This window comes from Thiomicrorhabdus sp. Kp2, assembly GCF_000478585.1.
Taxonomy (GTDB): domain Bacteria; phylum Pseudomonadota; class Gammaproteobacteria; order Thiomicrospirales; family Thiomicrospiraceae; genus Thiomicrorhabdus.
Map to the genome: position 1 here is coordinate 1,844,551 of NZ_ARWI01000001.1, position 24,297 is coordinate 1,868,847.

Sequence of the window (24,297 nt, forward strand, 5' to 3'; positions counted from 1 at the left end):
TACAGGGTTCTAATCAAATAAATCTTCGGTAATCGCTTCAATCTGTTTTTGCGAAACGGATGGTATTTCAGGCGCATTCTCTTCCCTAAAGATTTCCATTAATGCACCAGGCGTGTTTTGCGGTACAGCTTGCCCTGTTTCTCGATCAATCGGCACATTAACAATGCCATCAGGCTGGGTAAACGGTACATTTGGATAAGCTTGTAAAGCTAACTGCATATAATCCATCCAAATCGGTAAGGAGGCACGGCCACCCACCTCGCTACGCCCTAAGGTTGTTGGGCTATCAAATCCAACCCAAACGGTGGTCACAATATTAGAATTAAAGCCAGAGAACCAAGCATCTTTCTGCTCATTAGTGGTTCCCGTTTTACCAGCAATATCTTCACGGTTAAGCGCCTTGGCTTTTTTACCTGAACCGATGCGAATCACGTCTTGCATAATGGTATTCATAATGTAGACATTGCGCTCTTCAATAATACGCGGTGCATTACGTTCGTCACCAGGGATACACTGATTATTGGTACAGGCAATTTTCGGTTCGGTTTTATACAAAATATCGCCATTAAAATCACGCACTTCGTCAATAATATAAGGCTCTATTAAGAAGCCTGTGTTTGAGAAGGCGGCATAAGCACGAGCCATTTCCCAAGGGGTGAACTGCACACTGCCTAAAGAGAGTGATAAGTCTCGGTGTTTATTAATTTCTTCTTCAGGAAAGCCAAAACGCTGAATATAGTCAGAGGCTTCATTGATACCAAGCTGCATGAGTAGGCGAACCGATACTAAATTTCTTGAGAAGGCGAGGGCGTTACGTAAACGAGTCGGCCCATAAAAACGGCCAGAGTAGTTTTCAGGACGCCATACATCTTCAAGGTTTTTATCATGAAACACTACGGGAGCATCGTTAATAGTTGTAGCCGCAGTCATGCCGCTATTTAAACCAGCTGAATACAAGAAAGGTTTGATATTAGAACCTACTTGACGACGACCATGTGTTGCGCGGTTAAATTTGCTTCTAAAGAAGTCATACCCCCCCACTAAGGCTAAGATACGGCCATCATGCGAATCTAATGACACCAGTGAAGATTCTGTGGCAGGGTCTTGCGCTAATTGCCATAGATTATCTAGTAGCTCGAGATAGATAACATCCCCAACCTTTAATACATCTTGAGGTTTTTTAGGGGCTTTGCCTTTGTAGTTTACGGTTTTAAATTCAGCCGCCCATTCCATTGTGTTAAATGGAATGCTGATTGTCTCACCGCTTTCCATCAGCACTTCTGTGTCTGATTTATTGAATGCGGTCACAATACCTACTTTAAGCTCACCATAGTTAGAGGTCTCTTTTAAGGCGGTTAATAACGTTTTTTCATCTTCAAAAGTGGTGATGTCTAAATTGGTGATTGCGCCACGATAACCGTGACGACGCTCATAACGTTGTAATCCACTGCGTACAGCGTGATTAGCCTGTGCTTGTAGTTGACTGTCAATGGTTGTGACAATGGTTAGACCATTTTGTAAGGCCTCTAAACCAAATTTTTCGAGCGCAAATGCACGTGCCATTTCCGCCACATAGTCGGCTTCGACATCAATAATGGCCGCGTGTTTATCTGCATGAACTTCAACTTCTTGTGCCGCAATCATCTCCTCTTCGGTGATGAAATTTAGCTCATTCATTCGGCGTAATACATAATTACGACGTAGTTTAGCGCGACTAGGGTTAGCGATTGGATTGTAAGCCGAAGGTGCTTTGGGCAAACCTGCAATCATGGCATATTCATCCAAGGTAAGCTCAGCGATCGGGCGACCATAATAGGTTTGCGCAGCTGCGGCTACACCATAAGAGCGATAACCTAAAAATATTTTATTGAGATAAAGGGCTAGAATCTCTTCTTTACTTAAATCGTTTTCGATTTTGTAAGAGAGAATGATTTCATTTAATTTTCGTAAATAGGTTTTTTCTTTGGTTAAAAAGAAGTTACGTGCCACCTGCATGGTGATGGTTGAACCGCCAGATTTTTTATCACCCGTGGTAATTAGCTCATAAACAGCTCGGCCTAGACCACGATAATCCACCCCACCGTGTTCAAAAAAACGTTCATCTTCTGATGAGATAATCGCTTGAGTCATGCGTTCAGGAATTTCAGAATATTCTAATGGCAGACGTTTTTTTGTGCCGATTTCACTGATTAATTTATCGTCTCTAGTGACGATTCTTAAAGGGACTTGATAACTAACTTCTTTTAGTTCAGCAGTATCGGGAAGCGTGGGATAAATGGTTAAGTAATAATAGGTTGCTGCAATGGCAGGTAAGAGCAATCCAAAAATTACAAAGTTAACAGCAATAAACCAAAGAAACAGTTTTCGTTTTGTTTTTTTAGGTTTAGGAGCAGGGTCTTGAGGGGCGCTCGGCTTAGCCATCTCGTTGTTAATTTCAATCGTCGGGTTGTTTACTTCACTCATGAACTGACTCTACTTGTATCCGTTTTGTAATTAAGGATGAAACCAATAAATATGGCATTTTGACTTTTCTATCTAGCACTTAAATGGAGTCAAAACTGTTGGTTATTATAGCTTTTTTGCGTAATAAGTTGATAGGTCAATTCGGCTTTAATGTCAATGTTTAGTTAGTTTGCGCTCGCACAGCGCACAAATACACATGGCTAAAACGCAAAAAACCCAGCCTGAGCTGGGTTTTTGAAGTGAAAACTAATAAATGAATTAGTTTACTTGCTGTAACGACCTGATTTGATGTCGCCCCACATTAGGTATAGGTTACCAACAACGATAAATGTTGCCGCTAAAGCAACACCTGCAAGACCAATTGCAACCTGTACTGTTTGCGGTAGGATATCAGCCCAAATGCCTAGTAGAACTGCAAGTGGAATGACCACTGATACAACGATAACAAGTAACATTTTTACAAAGTTATTCATGATTTTATGCCTCAACAAAAGTTTTTTTATTTTTTATATTTTATATCACCTCGAACTATACTGATATTGACTAGGAATTTCAATTAAATTCCATGAACAAGCTTGATTTATATCAAGTTTGTAGTCACCATTAAGAGCAAGAATTTTTTATGCAAATTACCGAGTTGTTTATAAGGTTACTCAATATTCTGAACCTGTTCACGCATTTGTTCAATGAATACCTTTAATTCAACACTGGCTTGTGAAATGCTCGTATCGATAGCCTTTGAGCCAAGAGTGTTGGCTTCTCGGTTGAGTTCCTGCATTAAAAAGTCGAGCCTTCTTCCTATTGGTGTAATTGACTCGCAGTGTTTATTGGGGTTTTGTACTGGTTTGGTGAGAATAAGTTCAACTTCGGTCAAGTGGATTTTAATGCGGTCAATCTCTTCGCTGATATCCATTTTTTGAGCCAATATAGCCACTTCTTGATGAAAGCGATTGTTATCCATCTCTTCCGTTAAATCGGCAATGCGTTGTTTGAGTTTATTGGTGTGTTTTTCAAGTATTGTGGGTAACTTGGGTTCTAGCTGAGTGATTTGCTGTGAGATTTTTTGACAACGTTCGATAATCATTGCCGCCAAGCTTTGCCCTTCACGCAAACGGTGATTACTAAAGAGGTTTAATGCGTTTTCTAAGCCTGTAAGAAGAGTGCTTTCCCACTCGTCTTGTGTGCCATTCTTGTTATTTTCTTGTAATACCCCTGGCCATTTTAGAATATCCAGCGGGTTAATGTGTGTGGCTTCTATTAGAGATTGTTGCACCTCATTCACTGCTTGTGTCAGCGAGGTTAAAACGTTTTGGTTAAGGTGAATTTGTTGTTGGGTTTGTGCAGGTTCAAATTGTAAACTAATCTCTAGTTTACCACGTGAAATTTGCTGTTTAACCAGGTTTCTAATCGCCATTTCAAGGTGTCTAAAGGGCTCTGGAAGGCGAAGGCTTATTTCTAAATAACGCTGGTTAACAGAACGAATCTCCCAGCTAAATTGTCCAAGTTCAGTATTTTCTTGAGTACGGGAAAAGGCCGTCATACTGTTGGCAGAGTACTGTATATTTTGGTTTTGTGGGGCATTCATAGCCAATCCTTTTATCGAATGTGTTGCTTTCAACAGTGTCTATTGAAAGCTTCATTTATAATAGTGGTAATTTAACAAGCTTCTGAATAAAAGGGAATGAGATGACACAAACCGTTGTATTGGCGACAGGTAATGCGGGTAAGTTGCGAGAGATGTCTGATATTTTGCAACCTTATGGATGGCAAGTGAAACCACAGTCAGAGTTTTTTTCAAGCGAGGCAGAAGAGACAGGACTAACGTTTATTGAAAATGCCATCTTAAAAGCACGTTACGCTTCTCAACAAACGGGGTTGCCTGCAATAGCTGACGATTCTGGCATTGAAGTTTCTGCGTTAAAAGGTCGTCCTGGCATCTATTCGGCACGTTATTCGCAGGATCTTCATGGTGAAAACACTAATGATGAAACCAATCTTCAAAAGTTATTGGAAGAGTTGGCAGGCCTGCCTTCTGAACAAAGACAAGCCAGTTATTACTGTGCGATGGTCTATGTTGAGCATGAAAATGATCCTACCCCCATTATTGGTTTAGGCCGTTGGTATGGTGAAATCTTGACTGAAAAGCGAGGTGATGGTGGATTTGGTTATGACCCGATTTTTTGGGTTGAAGAGTTTGCTAAAACAGCGGCAGAGTTGCCTAAGGCACAAAAAAACCAAGTGAGCCACAGAGCGCAAGCATTGAATGGTTTGGTTATGCAGTTAAGACGCGGTGCTTGATAATTGTGAATGTTGAATTTTGGGTGATTACGTTAGACCTATTGGGTTTTTCAATTTACCAGGCCTGGTAAATGTTTAATTACCCAGGCCTGGTATATTTGTTTTTAAACCCAAACTTCTTCAGCGTATTCCACAATATGCACGGTTTTATTTAACTTGTCTTCAATCGCTTTTTTAAAGACTTCTTGTTTGTCGCGCTCTCCGTGAACCAAAAACACTTTATCAAGCGTTTCAAATGCGCCCATCCATTTAAGCATGTCTTTTTGATCTGCATGAGCTGAGAAACCATTAATCATCAGTCGATTGGCGCGTACTTTAATTTTTTCACCATACACACGAATAAATTCAGCGCCATCCACTAAGTTCCTACCCAGCGTACCTTCAACTTGGTAACCTACAAAAATCAAAGTATTTCTTTCGTTCCATAAACGGTGTTTAAAATGATGAAGAATACGGCCACCATTACACATGCCGCTTCCAGCAATGATAATGGCACCCGATTCAACTTCATTAATTTGCATGGAATCTGCTCCGCTAATGGTGTATTCCAAATACGGAAAATCAAACACAGAACCGTCTTTATTAAACAGCTCTTGTGCCGTTTTGTTTAGGTGGTTGTGATTTTGGTTGTAAATTGCGGTCGCCTTGATGGCCATTGGCGAATCTACAAATACTTTACATTCTGGTAGTTCATCGTTGTAGTACATCTGTTTCAGTAAAATCAAAATTTCCTGAGTACGCTCAATGGCAAAGGAAGGAATAATGACATTACCTTGGTTTTTTATCGTTTGAACTACAGCGGTTTTAAATTCATCCACACTCGCTTCTAAAGAGCGATGGTTTCGGTCACCATAGGTAGATTCTATATAGAGTGCGTTTGCGTTTGGAACGGTTTCAGGTGCAGTCATAACTGTGTCAATGCAGCCACCCAAATCGCCAGAAAATACCACGGTTTTATTTTGTCCATCATCGCTAAAGTCAAGTTGAATGGTGGAAGAGCCTAATATATGCCCTGCATTTCTAAAGGTGGCATTTACACCTTTATCGATTTGTATGGTCTCGTTATAGTTGGCATATTGAATATTCATATCAAATACCGCTTTGGCATCGTCAATGGTATAAATAGGTTCAGGCACTTCACCTTCATCACCACGACGTTTGGCCTTTTTTAGTGACGTTTTGTAATCTTCTTGTGCTATTTTGGCACTGTCTAATAACACCACTTCAGCTAAGTCCATAGTGGCTCTGGTGGCAATAATACGTCCGTTAAAACCTTCTTTAACTAGCTTAGGTATACGCCCAACGTGATCTAAATGGGCATGAGTAATCAGTAGAATATCAACATCTTGAGGGTTAAAACCAAAAGGGTCTGCTGAATCATGGTCGGTATGGCCTTGAAACATGCCACAATCGATTAGTATTTTAGGGCCAGATTTAAGCTGTAAAAAATGGCATGAACCCGTAACGGTTTCTGCCGCACCAAATGATTGAATGGGAACCATAATGCAATCCTTTATTTATAGGGTAAGTTTGCAGATTATCACAAGCTTGATTCTAAGCACATAATTAAAATCAATATCTTGTGCTTTTTACCAGGCCTGCCAAAATAACTATTATTGATTGGCTAAGGTAACGGTAACGCCTTTATTCGAAACTAAATAATCACGTCCTAAACCGCTATTAGCCATAGTGCCTTTAATATTATGTTGTCCGCGAACCACCGTTCCCACAGGGATAACTTGACCTTGTTTTATGCAATGGATTGGTTGTAATTTAAATTCATAACGCAATCTTTGATGATTTAAATACGCTGTGCCCTGGGCTTTACAGCCTTTGGCTTCACCTGTCGTAATGATAAGTTCAACTGGGGACGGGTTGTCCTGAGTGGGTTGGCCTTGAATAGGGGTTATTAAAATTGCGTGGGTAATTGGTTCAGCGGCTGAGCTGTTATGAGTAAACGAGAGCAGTGTCATGCAAGAGATTACTAGGGTTATAGTGTGTTTATGTAACATGTGTATCCCCTCTAATGTGGAATATCAGTATCTCTTAATGTTGAGTTAATTTTCAATAAAAACAGGTATTTAAAATTGTTGGGCATGCTCAAGATAGAGTTATGAAAGAGGCGCATAGGGTTAATTTTACCCTCGAAAAATATGAGAAAACGTTAGAATAAACGCAAAATATAGGCCTTCTGATACAGCTGACAGGCCTGGTAACATCAATTTTAGAGAGAACTGTGTGAATTTTACTCAACCGCTTCCGCTTAGTTTGTATGTGCATTACCCTTGGTGTGTTCAAAAATGCCCATATTGTGATTTTAATTCACACACGCTTAAACAAGAGGTCGATGAAGCCGCTTATATTAAGGCGTTAATTGTGCAGCTAGAGCGTTTATTGCCGCAAATTTGGGGCAGACCGATTGTCTCTATCTTTTTTGGTGGCGGTACGCCGAGCCTAATTTCCGAAGAGGGTTTGAACCGTTTTTTATCTCAAGCTAGAGCCTTATTAGGGTTTTCACCCGAAATAGAAATCACTCTTGAGGCGAACCCAGGTACGGTGGATTTTGAAAAATTTGCAGGTTTTTATGAGGCGGGAATTAATCGTCTGTCGATGGGGATTCAGAGTTTTGAAAATGAAAAGTTACAGGCGTTAGGCCGAATTCACTCTTCGGACGAAGCGCATAAAGCGATTTTAGCGGCCAAATCAGCAGGTTTTAAGAACTTTAATTTAGACTTAATGTTTGCCTTGCCCAACCAAACCTTAGAACAGGCCATTGCCGATGTGGAGCAAGCAATAAGTTATCAACCTCCACACTTATCACATTATCAATTGACCTTAGAGCCAAATACCCCTTTTTATAAAAATCCGCCTATTCTTCCCAATGATGACCAGGCCTGGGAGTTTCAACAAGCTTGTCAGCAAGTGATTGCCAATGCAGGTTATGAACATTATGAAGTGTCGGCTTACGCGCAAAAGAATCGCCAATGTAAACATAACCTAAATTATTGGCAGTTTGGCGATTACATTGGTTTAGGTGCGGGTGCACATGGCAAAATTACCATGGCGCCAGAAGGGCGTATTTTGAGAACCCAAATGCCCGCTTCTCCTGGTGGGTATGTTGAGGCGATGAAATCACCTAATGCAGGCCGTACACACTGGTTGGAAGAAGCCGATGCGATTTTTGAATTTATGTTGAACGCTTTGCGTTTACAGCAGGGCTTTGATTTGAATTTATTTACCTTGCGAACAGGGTTACCACAAAATCGGATTAATGAAATTTTAGAAGACCTTCAAGCCCAAGCGTTGATTGGCATTAATCAAGACAATTGGCTAATGTTAACTGACAAAGGTCAACAGTATCTTAATAATGTGGTGAGTGCTTTTTTGAATGAGTAAATCGTATAATGTTTTTGCCAACAAAAACCCATTTTGAACCTAAGGGCTAAACCTGTGACTAAAACGACCATTAAGTGGACCAAACGTGCCATTTTAATTCTTGCCATAATCCCCATACTGCTTTTTTTAGCGTTTGCAGGCGCGGTGAGTTTAATTGACTTCAATCAATACAAACCTCAAATAGAACAAGAAGTTGCCCAACTGACTCAGCGAGATTTTAAGATTGAAGGAGAGGTTAAGGTTTCCATTTTACCGTTTATGTTTCATATGGGGGATATGCGCTTAAAGAACCAACCTGGTTTTGAGACAGAAAATTTGATGACAATGAAAGAAGCGCAAATTGAACTTTCATTAAGGGCGCTTTTTTTAGAGAAAAAACTTAAGGTGATTAGCTTAGAGTTGATTGAGCCGCATGTTCACTTTATTAAACAGGCCGATAAAAACAACTGGTCGGATATTAAGTTTTTAGCGGGGCTATTCTCAGCAAACCAATTGGCAGAAATCGTTTCTCAAGAGAGACAAACTGCAAGGCTGAACACGGCTCACTATGATGTGTCGGTTAATGATTTGGCCAAAAAAGTGGTAAGTTCTACACACGCTAAAAGTCTTAATCTTGGTCAGGTTAACGACAGCTGGCAGTTAGAAAGCCTGGCTATAAAAAATGCCCAAATTGATTACAGCGATAGAGAACAAAACTTTAGTGTTAGTCTCAAAAAAGCCAATCTATTAACCTTTGATATAGAGCCGAATAAGCCATTTCAAGTGAACAGTGATTTTGTGTATGAACACAGTCAGTCTCCGCGTGTATTTGATTTTGAAATTAATGCACAGATGTTATTGGCTAAGCAGTTCAGTCAGTTGCACCTAGCAAATTGGCATGGTGTGTTTCGTTTGCAGCTACCCAAAGAGCAAAACCGACCTGACATTCGTTTAACGACCAGTGGTGAAAACCTGATGGTCGACTTCTCCCAACAACAGATCTATGTAAAAAAAGCGGTGTTAGAAGGTCTAAACTCACAAGTCGAGACGAGTTTTGATGGTTCTTTTGGTGCAAATCCAGTTTTTGAAGGTGAATTTGACGCGAAAGAAATCAATATAAAATCCTGGGTTGAACATTTAGGTTTTCCTGCACCAGAGATGGCCGATCAAAAGGCCTTGAGCCAAGCCAGTGGAACATTTCATTGGCGCTGGGATGGTAAAAAACTCTCTATAGAACAAGTAAAGGTTAAGGTAGATGAGTCAGACATTACGGGTTATTTAAGCATCCCTTTTGGCTCTATGGACTCAGTCAATGCCACTACGGTATTTGATTTAACGGTTAAAGATTTCTCTCTCGAAGATTATTTAATTAAAACGGCTTCCAATATTCCAACAGCGTCACAAGTTACCAGGCCTGGTGGTTTGAAAAAAGGTATTTATCCTATTCCGATTAGTTTTTTACAAACAACGTCTCTTCAAGGAAAGTTAACACTGGTTGACTTTCGCGCTTTAGATAGACAGGCTCAACGTATTGACCTTGAGTTGAACAGTCGCAATGGAAAATTAGAACTTGCTCCTTTTGATATTGCGTTTTTACAGGGTATTGTTGAATCTAAACTCTTGGCGGATTTATCGAAACCACAGCCTGAATATTTCTGGAAAGGTCGTACGAAATCTTTATCGTTGAGTGAAGTCTCTGTGAAGGGGCAGCAACCTGTTACAGGAACGCTGGATAGTCATTTTGCCTTAAAGACAGAAGGGGTAAACCCGATTGACTGGGCGAAAAATTTGCAAGGTAATATCAATGCGAATATTGAGCAGGCAAGAGTATATGGCCTGGATTTAAATCAGCTGTTACAAGGTCAGGTAGCGTTGAATGCTCAGCAGCCCTTGTTTACTGAATTTAACAGTTTGCAAGTGAATGGCCAGTTTACCGATGGCGTGTTTACCCCCAAACGTTTTTTAGCCACAGCAGAGCGTTTTAAAGGCACAGGGAATGGTGAATTAAGTTTAGTGAATCAACAAGTGAAAGGGGATTTACATTTACAGATAGACAAACCCTCTGAAGCATTGTCTGAGCTTAAAGGGTTAGTGATTCCATTGACTTATCAGGGCGATATGATGAACCCAAGTTGGTCGGTTAATTTGGCCGAATTAAACCCCAAAATTATTGATTCTTCGCCCGTACTGAGTGCTTTGCAAACGCTTATTAACTAGTGATAAGTTTAGCGCTTAGCGTTATTTAGCCGTTATACACGTTCAAAAATCAAATCCCAAACGCCATGCCCTAAACTGTGGCCACGCGCCTCAAACTTAGTTAAAGGGCGGTACTCTGGTCTCGGTGTGTATTGGCCTTCACCACTGATATTGCGGTAGTTTTCAGCCGCATTCATCACTTCCATCATGTGCAAGGCATAATCTTCCCAGTCGGTAGCCATATGAAATTGCCCACCTGGTTTTAAGTGTGAAGCGATGGTTTGCGCAAAAGCAGGTTGCACAATACGGCGCTTGTTATGGCGTTTTTTATGCCAAGGGTCAGGGAAGAACAGATAAACACCCGCTAAAGAATTTTTAGGAATGCATTTTTCTAACACTTCAATGGCATCGTGGTTATAGACACGAATATTGGTTAAACCTTTCTCCTCTACCAGCTTTAATAAAGCACCGATACCAGGCCTGTGAACTTCAATCCCAATATAGTTTTGCTGTGGATTGGCCTCAGCCATCTCAGCCAAACTTTTTCCCATACCAAAACCAATTTCAACAATGGTGGGCGCATCACGACCAAACAGTTCGGTTAAATCTAATAATTCATCACTGACGGTTAAACCAAACTTAGGCCATTGCGTATCAATCGCATTTTGTTGTGCCGCGGACAAACGCCCTTGGCGTAATACAAAGCTTTTAATACGGTGAGTGATGGTAGGACGATTATCGTCTTGAGTAGGGTTGGATTTGTTTTCTTCAGTCATAATTTTCTAGGGTGCAAAGGTCTAAGAATAGGTTGAGTTAATTTTGATTGCGTATAGTATAACGTAAATCAAAAAATACAATTCTTTAAGCGTGTTTTGCCGCGTTTATTTCTGTTTAGTGAACTCATGACAATACATAATAAAAACAACTTTTCTGCTCGACTACTCGCTTGGTTTGACCAATACGGACGCCACGACCTGCCTTGGCAACAAGAGATTAATCCATACCGTGTTTGGGTCTCTGAAATTATGTTGCAGCAAACTCAAGTTAAAACCGTGATTCCTTATTACCAAAAGTTTATGAGCCATTTCCCAACGGTTAAAGATTTAGTCAATGCATCTCAAGAGCAGGTTTTATCACATTGGGCAGGCCTGGGTTATTATGCTCGTGGGCGTAATTTACATAAAAGCGCGCAAATTATCGTCAATGAATATGGCGGTGAATTTCCCCAGAATTTTGATGAAATTGTCGCTCTACCTGGCATTGGTCGTTCAACAGCGGGGGCGATTTTATCCATTGCTTTGCAACAAAAATATGCCATTTTAGATGGCAATGTAAAGCGAGTTTTAAGCCGTTATTATGCCATTGAAGGTTGGCCTGGTGAAAAGGTCATAGAAAATGACCTATGGCTTAAAGCCAGTGAATTAACACCGCCAGAGCGTTTTGCAGACTACACTCAAGCCATTATGGATTTAGGGGCTACGCTCTGTACACGCAGTAAACCAAATTGCCAGGCCTGTCCTCAACAGCCGTACTGCCAAGCTTATCAGCAAGATAGAGTGTTGGATTTTCCTTATAAAAAGCCCAAAAAGGAAAAACCAATCAAGCAGGCCTGGTTATTGATTCAGGCCAATGAAAATGGCGATGTCTTTCTAAAAAAACGACCTCAAAAAGGGATTTGGGGCGGCTTATGGAGTTTACCCGAATTTGAAAGTCGTACCTTGTGTGAGCAATATGCAGAAAGCCAAGGAAGTCATGCAGATACTTTGATAGAATGGGATACTTTCAGACATACTTTTTCTCACTATCATTTAGATATTCATCCTGTTTATTTAGATATGAGTGGGGAGTTTAAAAAGCAGGTCGCTGAGCTTAACGCTGAATACCGTTTGCAAGCAGAACCAAAAGCTCAAATAGAGCATTTTGGTGAATGGTATTCATTAGAGGCGCTAATGCAAAGCAAGGTGGGTTTACCTGCACCAGTCACTAAGTTAATAACGCTTCTAGACAAACGTAAGAGTGATGGCTTAAGTTGAGTTAATTTATAAAAAAAATATAAAATTATAAAAATTATTAAAAACAAAAATAACAGATAAAACAATCTAGATGGGTTACGGAGTAGATTATGAGCAGAACAGTAAATTGCGTAAAAATGGGTGAAGAGTTAGAAGGGTTAGATTTTTTACCGTTTCCAGGTGAGTTAGGTCAAAAAGTCTACGATAATGTTTCTAAAGAAGCTTGGAAACAGTGGTTAGGCCAACAAACGATTTTAATTAATGAGTATCGTTTATCGAGCCTAGACCCTAAAGCACGTACTTTTTTATTGGAAGAGATGCAAAAGTTCTTATTTGATGATCAGGACATTGATATGCCTGAAGAGTTTAAGTCTGTTTAATCACCTGGATGAGGTGTTTTTAAGGTAAGAAAAGAGTGAGTCAATTAATTGATATTTATGTAGGTCGTCAGCCTATTTTTAATAGAAACTTAGAAGTCATTGCTTATGAGTTGCTGTTTCGTAGTGGTTCGCAAAACAATCATGCGATGATTTTAGGCGGGGATACCGCTTCTGCTCAAGTGATGATGAATGTCTTTGGCGAGATGGGTTTAGAGGAAGTTTTAGGCCAACATAAAGGGTTTATTAATTTCACTGAGGGTCTATTATTAAGAGAGTACCAACCCTTTTTTCCAAAAAAGAAAGTGGTCATTGAAGTCTTAGAAGATATCAGCGTTTCTCCTCAATTAATTTCTTCGCTTACCAAACTAAAAGAGCTTGGTTTTAAGATTGCGCTGGATGATTATATTTTTAATCCCGAGTTACAGCCGCTAGAACGGTTTGCCGACATCATTAAGGTTGAAATCACTCAAGTAGGGCCTAAAAAATTAGCCGAACACACTGCCAGATTGAAGGCACAGGGAATTTTATTATTGGCCGAGAAGGTTGAGACCCGTGAACAATATGAGTTTTGTGTCAAATTAGGCTTTGACTATTTTCAAGGTTATTTCTTTGCCAAACCTAAAATTATTCAAGGTAAACGCCTACCTAATAATAAACTTACCATTCTAGAATTACTCTCTAAAGTGTATGACCCTGATGTCGATATGCATTGCTTGTCGGATATTATCAGTAAAGATGTTTCTTTAAGCCAAAAACTACTTAAATTTGTGGCAGAAACCAATCATACAGGCATACAGATCGCCTCCATTCACGATGCGGTGTTACGTTTTGGTTTGAACCGCTTAAAGAGCTGGGCAAGCATGTTAGTGCTTTCGGGTGTTGATGATAAGCCTGTTGAACTGTTTACGACCGCCTTAACCCGCGCTAAATTTTGTGAGTTAGTGGGTGGTAAAATCGGTAAAGCATCTATTGATAGTTATTTTACGGTTGGCCTGTTTTCATGTTTGGATGCGGTGATGGACGCTGAGCTTTCTAGCCTGATAAAAAAATTAGGACTCGAACCAATGGTAGAAGCCGCTTTGTTAGAAGAGCAGGGCGATTTGGGGCATGTATTAACGATGGTGAAAGGGTTGGAGCAAGGAAAAACAGACTTTATTGTGCCTGACTCCATAACCGCAACAGAAGCTTCTAATTTGTACCTTAAAGCAATGCAGTTTGCTGAGAATGTTGACTTAGGTTAGTTAAGTTTATTATTTTTAAGTCATAAAAAAGCCCTCACTTCAAAGTGAGGGCTTTTTGCTTTATAACCTATGACTCTCTATAAAGAGTGTCTAACGATTATTTATGATATTCAGGACTGTAATCTACAACGGCATTGATAAACGCATCAACCGTCTCTGGGTCAATTCCAGGGTGAATACCATGGCCAAGGTTAAAGATATGACCTTCGCCTTTACCATAGCTCTCTAATACGCTTTTTACTTCTTGACGAACACGTTCAGGAGAGGCATAAAGAACCGTTGGATCCATATTCCCTTGAAGGGCTACACGGTCACCTACTTGGGCACGCGCGTCAGCCATGTCCATTGTCCAGTCAATACCTAAACAGTCTGCGCCTGCATCCGCCATGGCGTGTAACCACTGACCACCACCTTTGGTGTAAAGAATACATGGGACTTTACGGCCATCTTTCTCTTTGATTAAGCCATCAACAATTTTAGCCATATAGTCTAGTGAGAAAGCTTTGTAATCACGTGGCGTTAATAAGCCACCCCAAGTATCAAAGATTTGTACCGCTTGTGCGCCAGCTTCAATCTGAGCGTTTAAATAAGCGGTTACGGAGTCTGCTAAAACGTCTAAGATTTGGTGCATCATTTTTGGTTGTTCAAACATCATGCCTTTGACTTTACCAAACTGCTTGCTTGAACCACCTTCAACCATATAGGTTGCTAAAGTCCATGGACTACCAGAAAAACCAATTAAGGGTACACGGCCATTTAACTCTTTACGAATGGTACTGACCGCATTCATTACATAACCTAAGTCAGAACCCATATCTGGAACAAATAGGCGGTCAACATCGGCTTGTGTTTTGATGGGTTTATCAAAGATAGGACCTTCACCTTCAGCAAAACGTAGTTCAAGTCCCATAGCATCAGGAATCGTTAAGATATCTGAAAATAGAATAGCCGCATCAAGCGGATAGCGGTCTAAAGGCTGAATGGTCACTTCGCACGCTAATTCTGCGTTTTTACAAAGATCCATAAATGAGCCCGCTTTAGCACGAGTTGCACGGTATTCTGGCAGATAACGACCCGCTTGACGCATCATCCAAACAGGCGTGCGGTCAACTGGTTCTTTAAGAAGTGCACGTAAAAAACGATCGTTTTGTAACTCTGCCATAACAAGGCCCTTTCTGTTAACGCTTAAAAAATAGGGGGTTATTTTAGCGTAAAGTGACCTTAAAGCAAGAATTTACACAAAGTGTTACTTGGCGAGCAAGCTATTTGCTTGAATCAAACAGCTTGTTAAGAACAAATAATCTACCAGGCCTGGTAACTTAAATTAGGGTGCACCAATTGGACTAAAGTTGGCGATGGCGTAGGGTTCTTTAATAATCATATACATAGCGCCTTTATAGAGGTAAGCGTAGCCACGTACTTCAATGGTTTTACCTTTCAAGGCTTCTAATTGGTCGTAAACAAATTTATCCCAATACTTCTTTTGAACACGGATACCCGTAGTATCCATATTAATAATATAGTTGGTTGAAGACTTATCTACTTTAACGACTTTACCTTTAATGATTCTAAAACCTTCATCGTCCGACGTGAGCGTGGTGCTTTCAGCCAACGGAAAATGTCTATCTGGGTTTTTGGCTAAAAAATCCCAAAGTTGATAACCGCCATTACGGGCTTTTTGTTCGGCTTTATAGTAACAGTCGGCATGTTTGAGGTTGTTGTACATTGAACGGTTTAGAGCAAAACCACTCTCAAGCATTTTTTGTTGAACACTGGTGCCATCTTTAAAAAATAGGTGGGCAAGTTGGCGGTTACGATTGTCTAAACGTGTGCTATCAAATTCAACGCCCACTTCTAAATCATTATTAGCCAGCAATTTATTTAAAAAGGTTTGCGACTCTTTGGCTAGAGGTTCGCCAGGTGTATGCCATTTTTGTTTTTTTTCTAATTGTGGCGCATAAATACCTGCGAGCTTGACTCTTTGTTTGTTAATGACAATGGTGTCGCCCGTAATCGCGTATTCAGCTTTAGTCCAAAGTAGCTTTTTGGTGTCGATGGCACAGCTTTTTTCATCAGCAGCTAAAACATTTAGTGAGAGAAAAAGTGTGGTTAAGATAACAAGCGGGGAATTTAGTATTTTCATGGCTTTGATTGTAATGATTTTAGTGAGAAATACAAAGCAATTGATAAGCCAAAGCTTGATGGTTGTGTGTTTACTGAATATTTACCTAAGCGCATTGTATGATTGATAAAATGAAAGTTTTAACCACGAAGACACGAAAGCACGAAGAGACTCTAAAATCTAACATCTGTTTTATTTGAATGAATAACCAATCTCAATGTAATTGGTTATAGGTTCTAAAGCTTTATAAATAAGTGATTAAGACATGGGTCAATGTAAGGATTGTGTTCATATAGATATAGTGGTTTCTATTTATTTTTATATCTTCGTGTCTTAGTGACTTCGTGGTTGATTTTTTACAATGCTGAATAATCAATACACAAAATATGGATACCCATTCATTAAAATTCAGCTATAAAAAAAGCGCTAGAGGCTTTTGGCCAATAGCGCTTTTTTGTGTAATCAAAAAGATTTGATTAACGACGAGCGTATTTCTGCTTGAATTTCTCAACACGACCTTCAGTATCTACAAGAGTCTGCTTACCAGTGTAGAAAGGGTGAGATGCGCTAGAAACTTCAACACGTACTAGCGGGTAGTCTTTACCGTCTAGAGTAATAGTGTCGCCAGAAGTCTTTTCAATTGTTGAACGAGTAATGAAAGTTTCGCCAGTTGAGATATCCTGGAAAACTACTTCTTTGTACTCTGGATGAATGTCTGCTTTCATGATGACGGTCCAATTAATTAGTTAATTCTTTAAAAAATGAGCATTATATTCTTAAAAATAAGAATTGCAACAAACTTTTTACAGTTGGTTGCAAATTTTTACCAATGAATACAGTGTTTTAGTTGCGTAACAATTATTTACAGCAACTCTCTCTTAGTGGCTTTTTAGCCTTTCATGGCATCAAATAATGCCTGGTTTGTTTTTGATACTTTCATTTGATCAATCAATGTTTCTATCGCTTCAACTTCATTCATTGATTGTAAGAAACGACGAAGAATCCAAATATTTTGTAACTCTTCAGGAGTGGTCAGTAACTCTTCTTTACGAGTCCCCGACTTCGTCAGGTTGATCGCTGGGAAAGTACGTTTTTCTGCAATATTGCGAGAAAGGTGTAGTTCCATGTTACCTGTACCTTTGAACTCTTCAAAGATAACCTCGTCCATTTTAGAACCAGTATCCACAAGAGCCGTGGCAATAATGGTTAAAGAGCCTCCTTCTTCAATATTACGTGCCGCACCAAAGAAACGTTTTGGACGGTGTAAAGCATTCGCATCCACACCACCCGTTAAAATCTTACCTGATGCAGGCACAACCGTATTGTAAGCACGTGCTAAACGAGTAATAGAGTCTAATAAGATAATAACGTCTGTTTTATGTTCAGTTAAACGTTTGGCTTTTTCGATCACCATTTCTGCCACTTGAACGTGTCGAGAAGCGGGTTCGTCAAAAGTAGAGGAGATAACTTCACCTTTAACCGTACGTTGCATCTCGGTCACTTCTTCTGGACGCTCGTCAATCAGCAGTACAATTAAGTAAGCATCAGGATAGTTTTCGGCAATCGATTGCGCCATTTGCTGAAGAATAACCGTTTTACCCGATTTAGGCGGTGCAACGATGAGACCACGCTGACCTTTACCAAATGGTGCGGCAATATCAATAATACGTGGGGTAATATCTTCGGTACTACCATTACCAATTTCCATTTTTAAACGCTCTTGAGCGTGTAAAGGGGTTAAGTTCTCAAAGGCAATTTTCTTACGAGCGACATCAGGGTCTTCAAAGTTGATTTTTTCAACTTTTAACAACGCAAAATAACGCTCACCCTCTTTAGGCGGGCGAATTTTACCTTGAATGGTATCCCCTTTACGTAATCCAAAACGGCGGATTTGACTAGGTGAAACATAAAGATCATCAGGGCCAGCTAAGTAGGAGCCGTCACCAGAACGTAAGAAACCAAAACCATCAGGCAAGATTTCTAATACACCTTCACCAAAGATATCTTCACCCTTTTTTGAGTGACCTTTTAAAATGGCAAAAATGATGTCTTGTTTGCGTAAACGCGCTAGGTTGTCTAAACCCATGCTAGCAGCAAGGTCTAAAAGTTTAGCGGCAGATTGTTTTTTTAAATCGAGTAAATGCATAGTTTAATTTTTTATTTGATGGTTTCTTGAAGAGTTGAAATGAATATTAAATTCGTTCAATGATTGAGTTTTTTTGAGTTTCTTACTGAAGTTCTAATGACTAAAAAGAGAGGATTTTGCTCCCCAACAAGTTAACGTTGGGGAGGAAGATATTATAGGTTTCCGTCTAAGAAAGCCGTTAACTGTGATTTAGATAATGCGCCTACTTGAGTTGCATCTACTTCACCGTTTTTAAATAACATTAATGTTGGGATACCACGTACACCATATTTAGGTGGGGTAGCAGGGTTTTCGTCAATGTTTAATTTAGCTACTTTAACTTTGCCTTCATACTCAGAACAAATATCGTCTAAGATTGGGGCAATCATTTTACAAGGGCCACACCATTCTGCCCAAAAATCCACTAATACTGGAATGTCTGATTGTAAAACTTCTGCGTCAAAGTTTGAATCGCTTGTTGAGATCATGTTTTCTCCTAACTCTTATTATCATACAGATACACATATCACGCATACTCAGTTTTTAGAGTAGGTCGTGTAATTTAAAACGTGTAGGAGCTGTATGGATTTTTTCTGTTTGATGTGATGTCGAACTTGTTGATACCAACTGAAATTCGTTTTGAATAAAATTCAATGTTCTTTGATATTGAGCAAACATTACAGGAAGATTTTTTAAATATCAAGTCTTAATATTAAAAAAACATTAGAAAAAAGTGATGTTTTTTTCGGTGTTAGCTATGAACTCCTTAATCTACCAGGCCTGGTAACTAAGTATGACGATTTTGCTTTATCATTTAAGTTTTATCAATTTCGCCAAATTTAAGGCAATTTATCGTACGATATGAAGCATTATTTTTTATGGCTAAGTGCTAATTTTAAACTCAATTTAGCGTTTATTACCACTTATAACATTATTTAAAGCACTTAATTGGTTATTGTTATAAACAACCAGGCCTGGTCAGTTTGCTTTAAATAACGCACACGGAATTTTTGATGGATATCTCTTTTATATTAAATGATTTGAATGATGCGCAGCGTGAAGCGGTCACGGCTGATGAAACTCACGCTTTGATTTTAGCGGGCGCAGGCAGTGGTAAAACCCGTGTGTTGGTACACCGTATTGCTTGGCTAACGCAGGTTATGGGGCACTCTCCTTATAATGTATTGGCGGTTACCTTTACCAATAAAGCGTCTAATGAGATGCGTGGCCGTATAGAAAAACTCATTGGTCAGCAAGCCAGTGGACTCACTATGGGTACGTTTCACGGGATTGCTTATCGTATTTTGCGCCAACATCACCAAGAAGCAGGCCTGCCAAAAGATTTCCAGATTTTAGATTCAGATGACCAAAAACGAGTGATTAAACGCCTATTAAAAGCGATGGAGTTAGATGAGGCTCAGTGGCCACATAAACAGATTCAAGCCTTTATTAATGGCGAAAAAGAAGAGGGCAGACGCCCACATCACATTGATATTGGTCACAACCCGTTTGTTGGCAAAATGGTTCAGGTCTATAAAGCTTATGAAGAGCAGTGCCAACGATCAGGCCTGGTAGATTTTGCCGAACTGCTGTTAAGAGCACATGAATTATGGTTAAAACAACCATTAGTGCTGGCACATTATCAAGCGCGTTTTAAACACATTTTGGTGGACGAATTTCAAGATACCAACAGTTTGCAGTACGCTTGGTTAAGAGTGTTGGCAGGTGGTTCTGGTAAGTTATTTGTGGTGGGCGATGATGACCAATCTATTTACGGTTGGCGTGGTGCTAAGGTCGAAAATATTCGCCAGTTTGATGAAGATTTTGCCAATGTCAAAATGGTGCGTTTAGAACAGAACTATCGCTCAACCGAAACGATTTTGACTGCCGCCAACGGCTTAATTGCCAATAACACCTCACGCATGGGTAAAGAGCTTTGGTCGGCAGGCGAAAAGGGTGACCCGATTAAAGTCTATGAAGCCATGAATGAAATGGACGAGGCACGTTATGTCTGTAACCAAATTGAACAGTGGTGTGAAAACGGTGGTGCACGTAATGAAGCGGCGATTTTATATCGCTCAAACGCCCAGTCACGAATTTTAGAGCAAGCCTTAATGCAAGCACAAATTCCGTATCGAGTTTATGGCGGTTTACGTTTTTATGATCGCGCCGAGATTAAAGATGTTTTAAGTTATTTGCGTTTACTGGTTAACCGAGCAGACGATGCCGCCTTTGAGCGCGCTTACAATCATCCGCCAAGAGGCATCGGTCAAAAAACCGCCGATACCATTCGAGAAGTCGCCAAGCATAACCAAATTCCACTTTGGGATGCCGCCAAACAACTTGCTGAAAATGGCTTAACGCCAAAGGCCAAATCTTCGGTAGCAGGGTTTTTGGAGTTAATTGAGACTTTGGATGAACTCACGCAAGCGCTGAATCTTGAAGACCAAATGCTCAAAGTCGTGTCGCAATCGGGGTTGCAAGCGCACTTTGAAAAAGACCGTTCAGAACAAGGTCAAGGCCGTTTAGAAAACATTGACGAATTAATCAACGCCGCTAGCCAATTTAAACAAGCCAATGCCCAGCAAAATGCCCAAGGTGTAGAAACCGAACAACAAGCGTTTATGGCTTCTGCCACAGTTGAAGGCGTTGATGAAGACGGCAATACCATTATGCTCACGCCAACCTTTGATAACCCGTTATCGGAATTCTTGGCACAAGCGGCTTTAGAAGCGGGGGAACGTCAGGCCGATGAGTGGGAATCTTCTGTTCAATTAATGACCTTGCATGCCGCCAAAGGGTTGGAGTTTCCATTGGTGTTTATGATTGGGGTCGAAGAAGGTTTATTCCCATCACAACAATCGCATGAAGACGCTTCACGTTTAGAAGAAGAGCGTCGTCTCGCTTACGTTGGCGTGACTCGTGCCGAAAAGCAATTGATGATTACCTACGCTACACGCCGTCGTTTGCATGGTAAAGAGCTCTTTCCTGTGCCATCACGTTTTATTAAAGAGATTCCGCAAGATTGTATTGAGGCGGTTCGCATGTCGGGTTCGGTGGCGCCAGCGTTTGGTGGTTATGCACAACAACCTACTTTTGGTTTAAACAGTACGGTCAATGAAACGGGATTTAGTGTGGGGGAGCGTGTCTTTCATCAAAAGTTTGGTGATGGTGTTGTAACGGGTACCGAAGGCAGTGGCGACCATGCGCGTATTCAAATCAACTTTACTCATGCAGGGTCAAAATGGTTAGTGACCGCTTATGCTAATTTAGAGAAAAAGGGGTAGTTTGTGTCTGAATCGGTAAACCAACCCTGTTTTTTTAGCGTTAAAGACTTTAAGGCTAAAGGGATGCCAGAGGCGATTAATTTAGAGCTAAAGCCTAATGATATTTGTATGGTTTCGGGTGTTTCTGGAAGCGGTAAATCCCAGTTTTTTAAAGCATTGGCCGATTTAATTGAGCATCAAGGTACGGCTCAATTGCAACAACAGTCGCTTGATAAAATTTGCCCTGAAAATTGGCGGGCGCAGGTCATGTATTTTTCGGCCGAGAGTGCTTGGTGGGAAGATGAGATTGAGCGGCATTTTGAAAGCGTCCCAAAAGCAGAGGAGCTAGAAAAAATTGGTTTAGATAGCGCGCAATTAAAATCCAATCCCGATGCACTCTCATCTGGTGAAAAACAGCGTTTTGCCCTATTACGTGGTTTGCAATATCAGCCCAAAGTATTGCTGTTGGATGAAATTACCGCCAACCTCGACCCAAAAAGTGAACAGCTTGTTGAAGCAATGGTTTTAGATTATGTTCAACAGCAAAATGCCGCCGCAATGTGGATTAGCCACGACCCAGAGCAAACCGAGCGTATGGCAACGAAAACACTGGTGTTTTCTAAAAACCAAATAGAGAGGCAGAGCGCATGATATTAATTAGTTATTGGGATTTAGCCAGCCTCTCTGTACTGGTCTTACTCTTGGGCATTTTTCTGTGGTTAAGCGGTTTTAATAAAGTAAAAGAGCTGTGGATTGCCACCGCCAGAATGGTGGTGCAACTCCTTTTTATGGGCGTATGGCTCAGCTATGTGTTTTATGCCGATAACCCACTGTGGATTGTTTTAGTGGGAATCATTATGCTCACCGCGGCGGGCTATGAAATCACTAAACGTCAGCAGTATCGCTTTAAAAAACTAAACGGGCTCTTGGTTGGTTTTTTAGCACTTTCCATGACGTCATTGGTGCTGTTGATTGGTGTGTTAACCATTATTATTCAACCAAGTCCGTGGTACGAACCACAATATGCGATTCCGCTTTTAGGCATGTTATTAGGTAATAGTATGACCGCAATTGGTTTAGGGTTAGATACCTTAACCCGCAATGCGGTGCAATCCAAAGCCAAAATCGAAGCGCAATTAGCCTTGGGCAAAACCGCCAAGCAGTCCATGAGTTTTATTCGCCAACAGAGTTTACATTCGGCGATGATTCCAGTGATTAATATGTTGGTAGCCGCAGGAATCATCTCTCTACCAGGGATGATGACAGGGCAGATTTTAGCAGGTGCAGACCCTATGGAAGCTGTGAAATACCAAATTATGATTATGCTTTTAATCGCCACTTCAACAGGTTTTGGTACGTTAATTGCCGTCAATATGGCATGCCGAAAATTGTTTGATTCACGCCAGCGTCTTAATCTTGAAATCTTGCAAAAGCAAAAATAATTTAAAATAAATAAATCTTCAATAAATCGCTAATAAATTGATTTAAATGAAGAATATCCGCTGATATAAAATCAAAGTAACGTTTTATTTATGATAAATTGAAAGCGTAATTTATCCCTTTCAATTAGGAGAAGTAACATGCCAGCAAGATTAAAAGACCTCGTTTCTGCCGCTAAAGCCAATATTAAAGAAGTCACCACCTCAGAAGCCAAAGACCTATTTAAATGTGGTGGCTACAAACCGCTTGATGTACGTGAACCAGCCGAATACCTAGATGGCACTATTCCTATGGCGCTACATGTACCACGCGGCATGCTAGAGCCGATGTGTGATAAATGTTACGAAGGCCACAGCGGTGAGCTAGCCGATTTAAACCAAGGCTGGGTGGTATTCTGTTTATCGGGCGGGCGAGGCGCGTTAGCGGTAGATACCATGGTAAAAATGGGCTACACCAATGTGGTGAACTTAGCGGGTGGTTTTAATGCCTGGAAAGAGTGTAATGGCGATATCACCATTCCACCTGTCGATAACGGATTAATCCGCCTAGACCACCCATGGAACCCAGGATTTCAAGAAGGCAATGTCTGTTAATTGTGAGCGAAGGGACGGTACCCTTTAGTCAGTACCAGGCCTGGTAAATTTGAATTTTGATAATTCAAAAACACCTATCATTGCGAGAAAGCAAGATATTAAAAACACCTGTCATTGCGAGTCACGCAGTGACGTGGCAATCCATGACAATCCATGGCGAATATTGCATTGGCCTTGGGAGATTGCCACGCCTTCGGCTCGCAATGTCTACTCATAAACACCCACCGTCATTCCCGTGCTTGACTCGGGAATCTCCAAAAGGGGGTATAAGAATTATTAGGTCGAGCTGGATAATGACGTGTTGGGGTTGTTTATTGAATTAGAGGATACCAGGCCTGGTAAATCTGAATTTTGATAATTAAAAACACCTGTCATTGCGAGTCACGCAGTGACGTGGCAATCCATGACAATCCATGGCGAATATTGTATTGGCCTTGGGAGATTGCCACGCCTTCGGCTCGCAATGACGATTCATAAACACCCACCGTCATTCCCGTGCTTGACACGAGAATTTCCAAAAGGGGGTATAAGAATTATCAGGTCGAGCCAGATAATGACGTGTTGGGGGTGTTTATTGAATTAGAGGATACCAGGCCTGGTAAATCTGAATTTTGATAATTAAAAACACCTGTCATTGCGAGTCACGCAGTGACGTGGCAATCCATGACAATCCATGGCGAATATTGCATTGGCCTTGTTAGATTGCCACGCCTTCGGCTCGCAATGACGATTCATAAACACCCACCGTCATTCCCGTGCTTGACACGGGAATCTCCAAAATGGGCT

23 protein-coding genes are annotated in these 24,297 nt (G+C 40.6%); 11 read left to right on the forward strand and 12 right to left on the reverse strand.

The genetic code is table 11. The features are described 5' to 3' along the window. Window positions 1-9: 9 nt before the first annotated feature. From A379_RS08440 to A379_RS08450, 3 genes are all read right to left on the reverse strand, one after another. Window positions 10-2,463 carry a penicillin-binding protein 1A gene (locus tag A379_RS08440; RefSeq protein ID WP_232744830.1) on the reverse strand — a complete coding sequence of 818 codons (2,454 nt, stop codon included), beginning with the start codon at window positions 2,461-2,463 and terminating at the stop codon, window positions 10-12. A gap of 263 nt (window positions 2,464-2,726) precedes the next feature. Beyond that, window positions 2,727-2,936, reverse strand: a complete 210-nt coding sequence (locus A379_RS08445) for a hypothetical protein (RefSeq protein WP_040727470.1) — start codon at window positions 2,934-2,936, stop codon at window positions 2,727-2,729. A gap of 176 nt (window positions 2,937-3,112) precedes the next feature. Further along, complete coding sequence (locus tag A379_RS08450; protein WP_051145112.1) at window positions 3,113-4,048, reverse strand: YicC/YloC family endoribonuclease; 936 nt, start codon at window positions 4,046-4,048, stop codon at window positions 3,113-3,115. A 101-nt stretch (window positions 4,049-4,149) separates the two neighbouring features. Here A379_RS08450 and rdgB point away from each other — a divergent pair, with 101 nt between their 5' ends. After that, a complete protein-coding gene (gene rdgB, locus A379_RS08455) occupies window positions 4,150-4,761 on the forward strand; it encodes an RdgB/HAM1 family non-canonical purine NTP pyrophosphatase (RefSeq protein ID WP_040727472.1) in 612 nt (203 codons plus the stop codon). A 104-nt stretch (window positions 4,762-4,865) separates the two neighbouring features. On the opposite strand, the gene A379_RS08460 is transcribed toward rdgB, so the two are convergent. Both A379_RS08460 and A379_RS08465 read right to left on the reverse strand, forming a co-directional pair. Beyond that, window positions 4,866-6,263: an MBL fold metallo-hydrolase RNA specificity domain-containing protein gene (locus A379_RS08460; RefSeq protein ID WP_040727474.1), complete on the reverse strand. Its 1,398-nt coding sequence runs from the start codon at window positions 6,261-6,263 to the stop codon at window positions 4,866-4,868. Between the two features lie 111 nt (window positions 6,264-6,374). After that, window positions 6,375-6,773, reverse strand: a complete 399-nt coding sequence (locus tag A379_RS08465) for a hypothetical protein (protein WP_040727475.1) — start codon at window positions 6,771-6,773, stop codon at window positions 6,375-6,377. A 226-nt stretch (window positions 6,774-6,999) separates the two neighbouring features. On the opposite strand from A379_RS08465, the gene hemW reads away from it, so the two are divergent. Next, a complete protein-coding gene (hemW, locus tag A379_RS08470; RefSeq protein ID WP_081696380.1) occupies window positions 7,000-8,157 on the forward strand; it encodes a radical SAM family heme chaperone HemW in 1,158 nt (385 codons plus the stop codon). Window positions 8,158-8,211: 54 nt separating this feature from the next. Beyond that, complete coding sequence (locus A379_RS08475) at window positions 8,212-10,353, forward strand: AsmA family protein (protein WP_040727478.1); 2,142 nt, start codon at window positions 8,212-8,214, stop codon at window positions 10,351-10,353. A gap of 32 nt (window positions 10,354-10,385) precedes the next feature. Here A379_RS08475 and trmB read toward each other — a convergent pair whose 3' ends face one another. Then, window positions 10,386-11,108 (reverse strand): tRNA (guanosine(46)-N7)-methyltransferase TrmB, encoded by a 723-nt coding sequence (trmB, locus tag A379_RS08480; RefSeq protein WP_040727480.1) that lies wholly within the window; start codon window positions 11,106-11,108, stop codon window positions 10,386-10,388. Window positions 11,109-11,234: 126 nt separating this feature from the next. Here trmB and mutY point away from each other — a divergent pair, with 126 nt between their 5' ends. The 3 genes from mutY to A379_RS08495 all read left to right on the forward strand — a co-directional run bounded on the left by mutY (window position 11,235) and on the right by A379_RS08495 (window position 13,965). Further along, window positions 11,235-12,365 (forward strand): A/G-specific adenine glycosylase, encoded by a 1,131-nt coding sequence (gene mutY, locus A379_RS08485; protein WP_040727482.1) that lies wholly within the window; start codon window positions 11,235-11,237, stop codon window positions 12,363-12,365. Window positions 12,366-12,454: 89 nt separating this feature from the next. Next, entirely contained in the window at window positions 12,455-12,724 is a 270-nt protein-coding gene (locus A379_RS08490; protein WP_040727483.1) for an oxidative damage protection protein, read from the forward strand. A 35-nt stretch (window positions 12,725-12,759) separates the two neighbouring features. Beyond that, a complete protein-coding gene (locus A379_RS08495; RefSeq protein WP_040727484.1) occupies window positions 12,760-13,965 on the forward strand; it encodes an EAL and HDOD domain-containing protein in 1,206 nt (401 codons plus the stop codon). A gap of 97 nt (window positions 13,966-14,062) precedes the next feature. Here A379_RS08495 and hemE read toward each other — a convergent pair whose 3' ends face one another. The 5 genes from hemE to trxA all read right to left on the reverse strand — a co-directional run bounded on the left by hemE (window position 14,063) and on the right by trxA (window position 18,700). After that, window positions 14,063-15,127 (reverse strand): uroporphyrinogen decarboxylase, encoded by a 1,065-nt coding sequence (gene hemE, locus A379_RS08500; protein WP_040727486.1) that lies wholly within the window; start codon window positions 15,125-15,127, stop codon window positions 14,063-14,065. 162 nt (window positions 15,128-15,289) lie between these two features. Further along, on the reverse strand, window positions 15,290-16,108 hold the full coding sequence (locus A379_RS08505) for a thermonuclease family protein (RefSeq protein WP_040727487.1): 819 nt from the start codon (window positions 16,106-16,108) through the stop codon (window positions 15,290-15,292). 455 nt (window positions 16,109-16,563) lie between these two features. After that, window positions 16,564-16,812, reverse strand: coding sequence for a type B 50S ribosomal protein L31 (locus tag A379_RS08510; RefSeq protein WP_029408379.1), 249 nt, complete (start codon window positions 16,810-16,812; stop codon window positions 16,564-16,566). A gap of 164 nt (window positions 16,813-16,976) precedes the next feature. Further along, window positions 16,977-18,233 carry a transcription termination factor Rho gene (gene rho, locus A379_RS08515; RefSeq protein ID WP_040727489.1) on the reverse strand — a complete coding sequence of 419 codons (1,257 nt, stop codon included), beginning with the start codon at window positions 18,231-18,233 and terminating at the stop codon, window positions 16,977-16,979. Window positions 18,234-18,385: 152 nt separating this feature from the next. Continuing rightward, window positions 18,386-18,700 carry a thioredoxin TrxA gene (trxA, locus tag A379_RS08520; protein ID WP_040727491.1) on the reverse strand — a complete coding sequence of 105 codons (315 nt, stop codon included), beginning with the start codon at window positions 18,698-18,700 and terminating at the stop codon, window positions 18,386-18,388. Window positions 18,701-19,225: 525 nt separating this feature from the next. Here trxA and uvrD point away from each other — a divergent pair. The 5 genes from uvrD to A379_RS13055 all read left to right on the forward strand — a co-directional run bounded on the left by uvrD (window position 19,226) and on the right by A379_RS13055 (window position 23,728). Next, window positions 19,226-21,499, forward strand: coding sequence for a DNA helicase II (gene uvrD / locus A379_RS08525; RefSeq protein ID WP_040727492.1), 2,274 nt, complete (start codon window positions 19,226-19,228; stop codon window positions 21,497-21,499). 3 nt (window positions 21,500-21,502) lie between these two features. Beyond that, on the forward strand, window positions 21,503-22,129 hold the full coding sequence (locus tag A379_RS08530) for an ATP-binding cassette domain-containing protein (protein WP_051145113.1): 627 nt from the start codon (window positions 21,503-21,505) through the stop codon (window positions 22,127-22,129). Then, on the forward strand, window positions 22,126-22,920 hold the full coding sequence (gene fetB, locus A379_RS08535; RefSeq protein WP_040727493.1) for an iron export ABC transporter permease subunit FetB: 795 nt from the start codon (window positions 22,126-22,128) through the stop codon (window positions 22,918-22,920). Before A379_RS08530 ends, fetB begins: the two co-directional genes overlap by 4 nt. 138 nt (window positions 22,921-23,058) lie before the next feature. Further along, entirely contained in the window at window positions 23,059-23,511 is a 453-nt protein-coding gene (locus tag A379_RS08540; RefSeq protein ID WP_051145114.1) for a rhodanese-like domain-containing protein, read from the forward strand. Between the two features lie 49 nt (window positions 23,512-23,560). Beyond that, window positions 23,561-23,728, forward strand: coding sequence for a hypothetical protein (locus A379_RS13055; protein WP_157832361.1), 168 nt, complete (start codon window positions 23,561-23,563; stop codon window positions 23,726-23,728). A 154-nt stretch (window positions 23,729-23,882) separates the two neighbouring features. On the opposite strand, the gene A379_RS13230 is transcribed toward A379_RS13055, so the two are convergent. Further along, window positions 23,883-24,017, reverse strand: coding sequence for a hypothetical protein (locus A379_RS13230; RefSeq protein ID WP_255325085.1), 135 nt, complete (start codon window positions 24,015-24,017; stop codon window positions 23,883-23,885). Window positions 24,018-24,297: the final 280 nt, after the last annotated feature.

Excerpts from the sequence above, each read along its gene's own strand:
- A379_RS08440 (WP_232744830.1), bottom strand. The coding sequence starts at position 2,463 with ATGAGTGAAGTAAACAACCCGACGATTGAAATTAACAACGAGATGGCT.
- A379_RS08445 (WP_040727470.1), bottom strand. The coding sequence starts at position 2,936 with ATGAATAACTTTGTAAAAATGTTACTTGTTATCGTTGTATCAGTGGTC.
- A379_RS08450 (WP_051145112.1), bottom strand. The coding sequence starts at position 4,048 with ATGAATGCCCCACAAAACCAAAATATACAGTACTCTGCCAACAGTATG.
- rdgB (WP_040727472.1), top strand. The coding sequence starts at position 4,150 with ATGACACAAACCGTTGTATTGGCGACAGGTAATGCGGGTAAGTTGCGA.
- A379_RS08460 (WP_040727474.1), bottom strand. The coding sequence starts at position 6,263 with ATGGTTCCCATTCAATCATTTGGTGCGGCAGAAACCGTTACGGGTTCA.
- A379_RS08465 (WP_040727475.1), bottom strand. The coding sequence starts at position 6,773 with ATGTTACATAAACACACTATAACCCTAGTAATCTCTTGCATGACACTG.
- trmB (WP_040727480.1), bottom strand. The coding sequence starts at position 11,108 with ATGACTGAAGAAAACAAATCCAACCCTACTCAAGACGATAATCGTCCT.
- mutY (WP_040727482.1), top strand. The coding sequence starts at position 11,235 with ATGACAATACATAATAAAAACAACTTTTCTGCTCGACTACTCGCTTGG.
- A379_RS08490 (WP_040727483.1), top strand. The coding sequence starts at position 12,455 with ATGAGCAGAACAGTAAATTGCGTAAAAATGGGTGAAGAGTTAGAAGGG.
- hemE (WP_040727486.1), bottom strand. The coding sequence starts at position 15,127 with ATGGCAGAGTTACAAAACGATCGTTTTTTACGTGCACTTCTTAAAGAA.
- A379_RS08505 (WP_040727487.1), bottom strand. The coding sequence starts at position 16,108 with ATGAAAATACTAAATTCCCCGCTTGTTATCTTAACCACACTTTTTCTC.
- A379_RS08510 (WP_029408379.1), bottom strand. The coding sequence starts at position 16,812 with ATGAAAGCAGACATTCATCCAGAGTACAAAGAAGTAGTTTTCCAGGAT.
- rho (WP_040727489.1), bottom strand. The coding sequence starts at position 18,233 with ATGCATTTACTCGATTTAAAAAAACAATCTGCCGCTAAACTTTTAGAC.
- trxA (WP_040727491.1), bottom strand. The coding sequence starts at position 18,700 with ATGATCTCAACAAGCGATTCAAACTTTGACGCAGAAGTTTTACAATCA.
- uvrD (WP_040727492.1), top strand. The coding sequence starts at position 19,226 with ATGGATATCTCTTTTATATTAAATGATTTGAATGATGCGCAGCGTGAA.
- fetB (WP_040727493.1), top strand. The coding sequence starts at position 22,126 with ATGATATTAATTAGTTATTGGGATTTAGCCAGCCTCTCTGTACTGGTC.
- A379_RS08540 (WP_051145114.1), top strand. The coding sequence starts at position 23,059 with ATGCCAGCAAGATTAAAAGACCTCGTTTCTGCCGCTAAAGCCAATATT.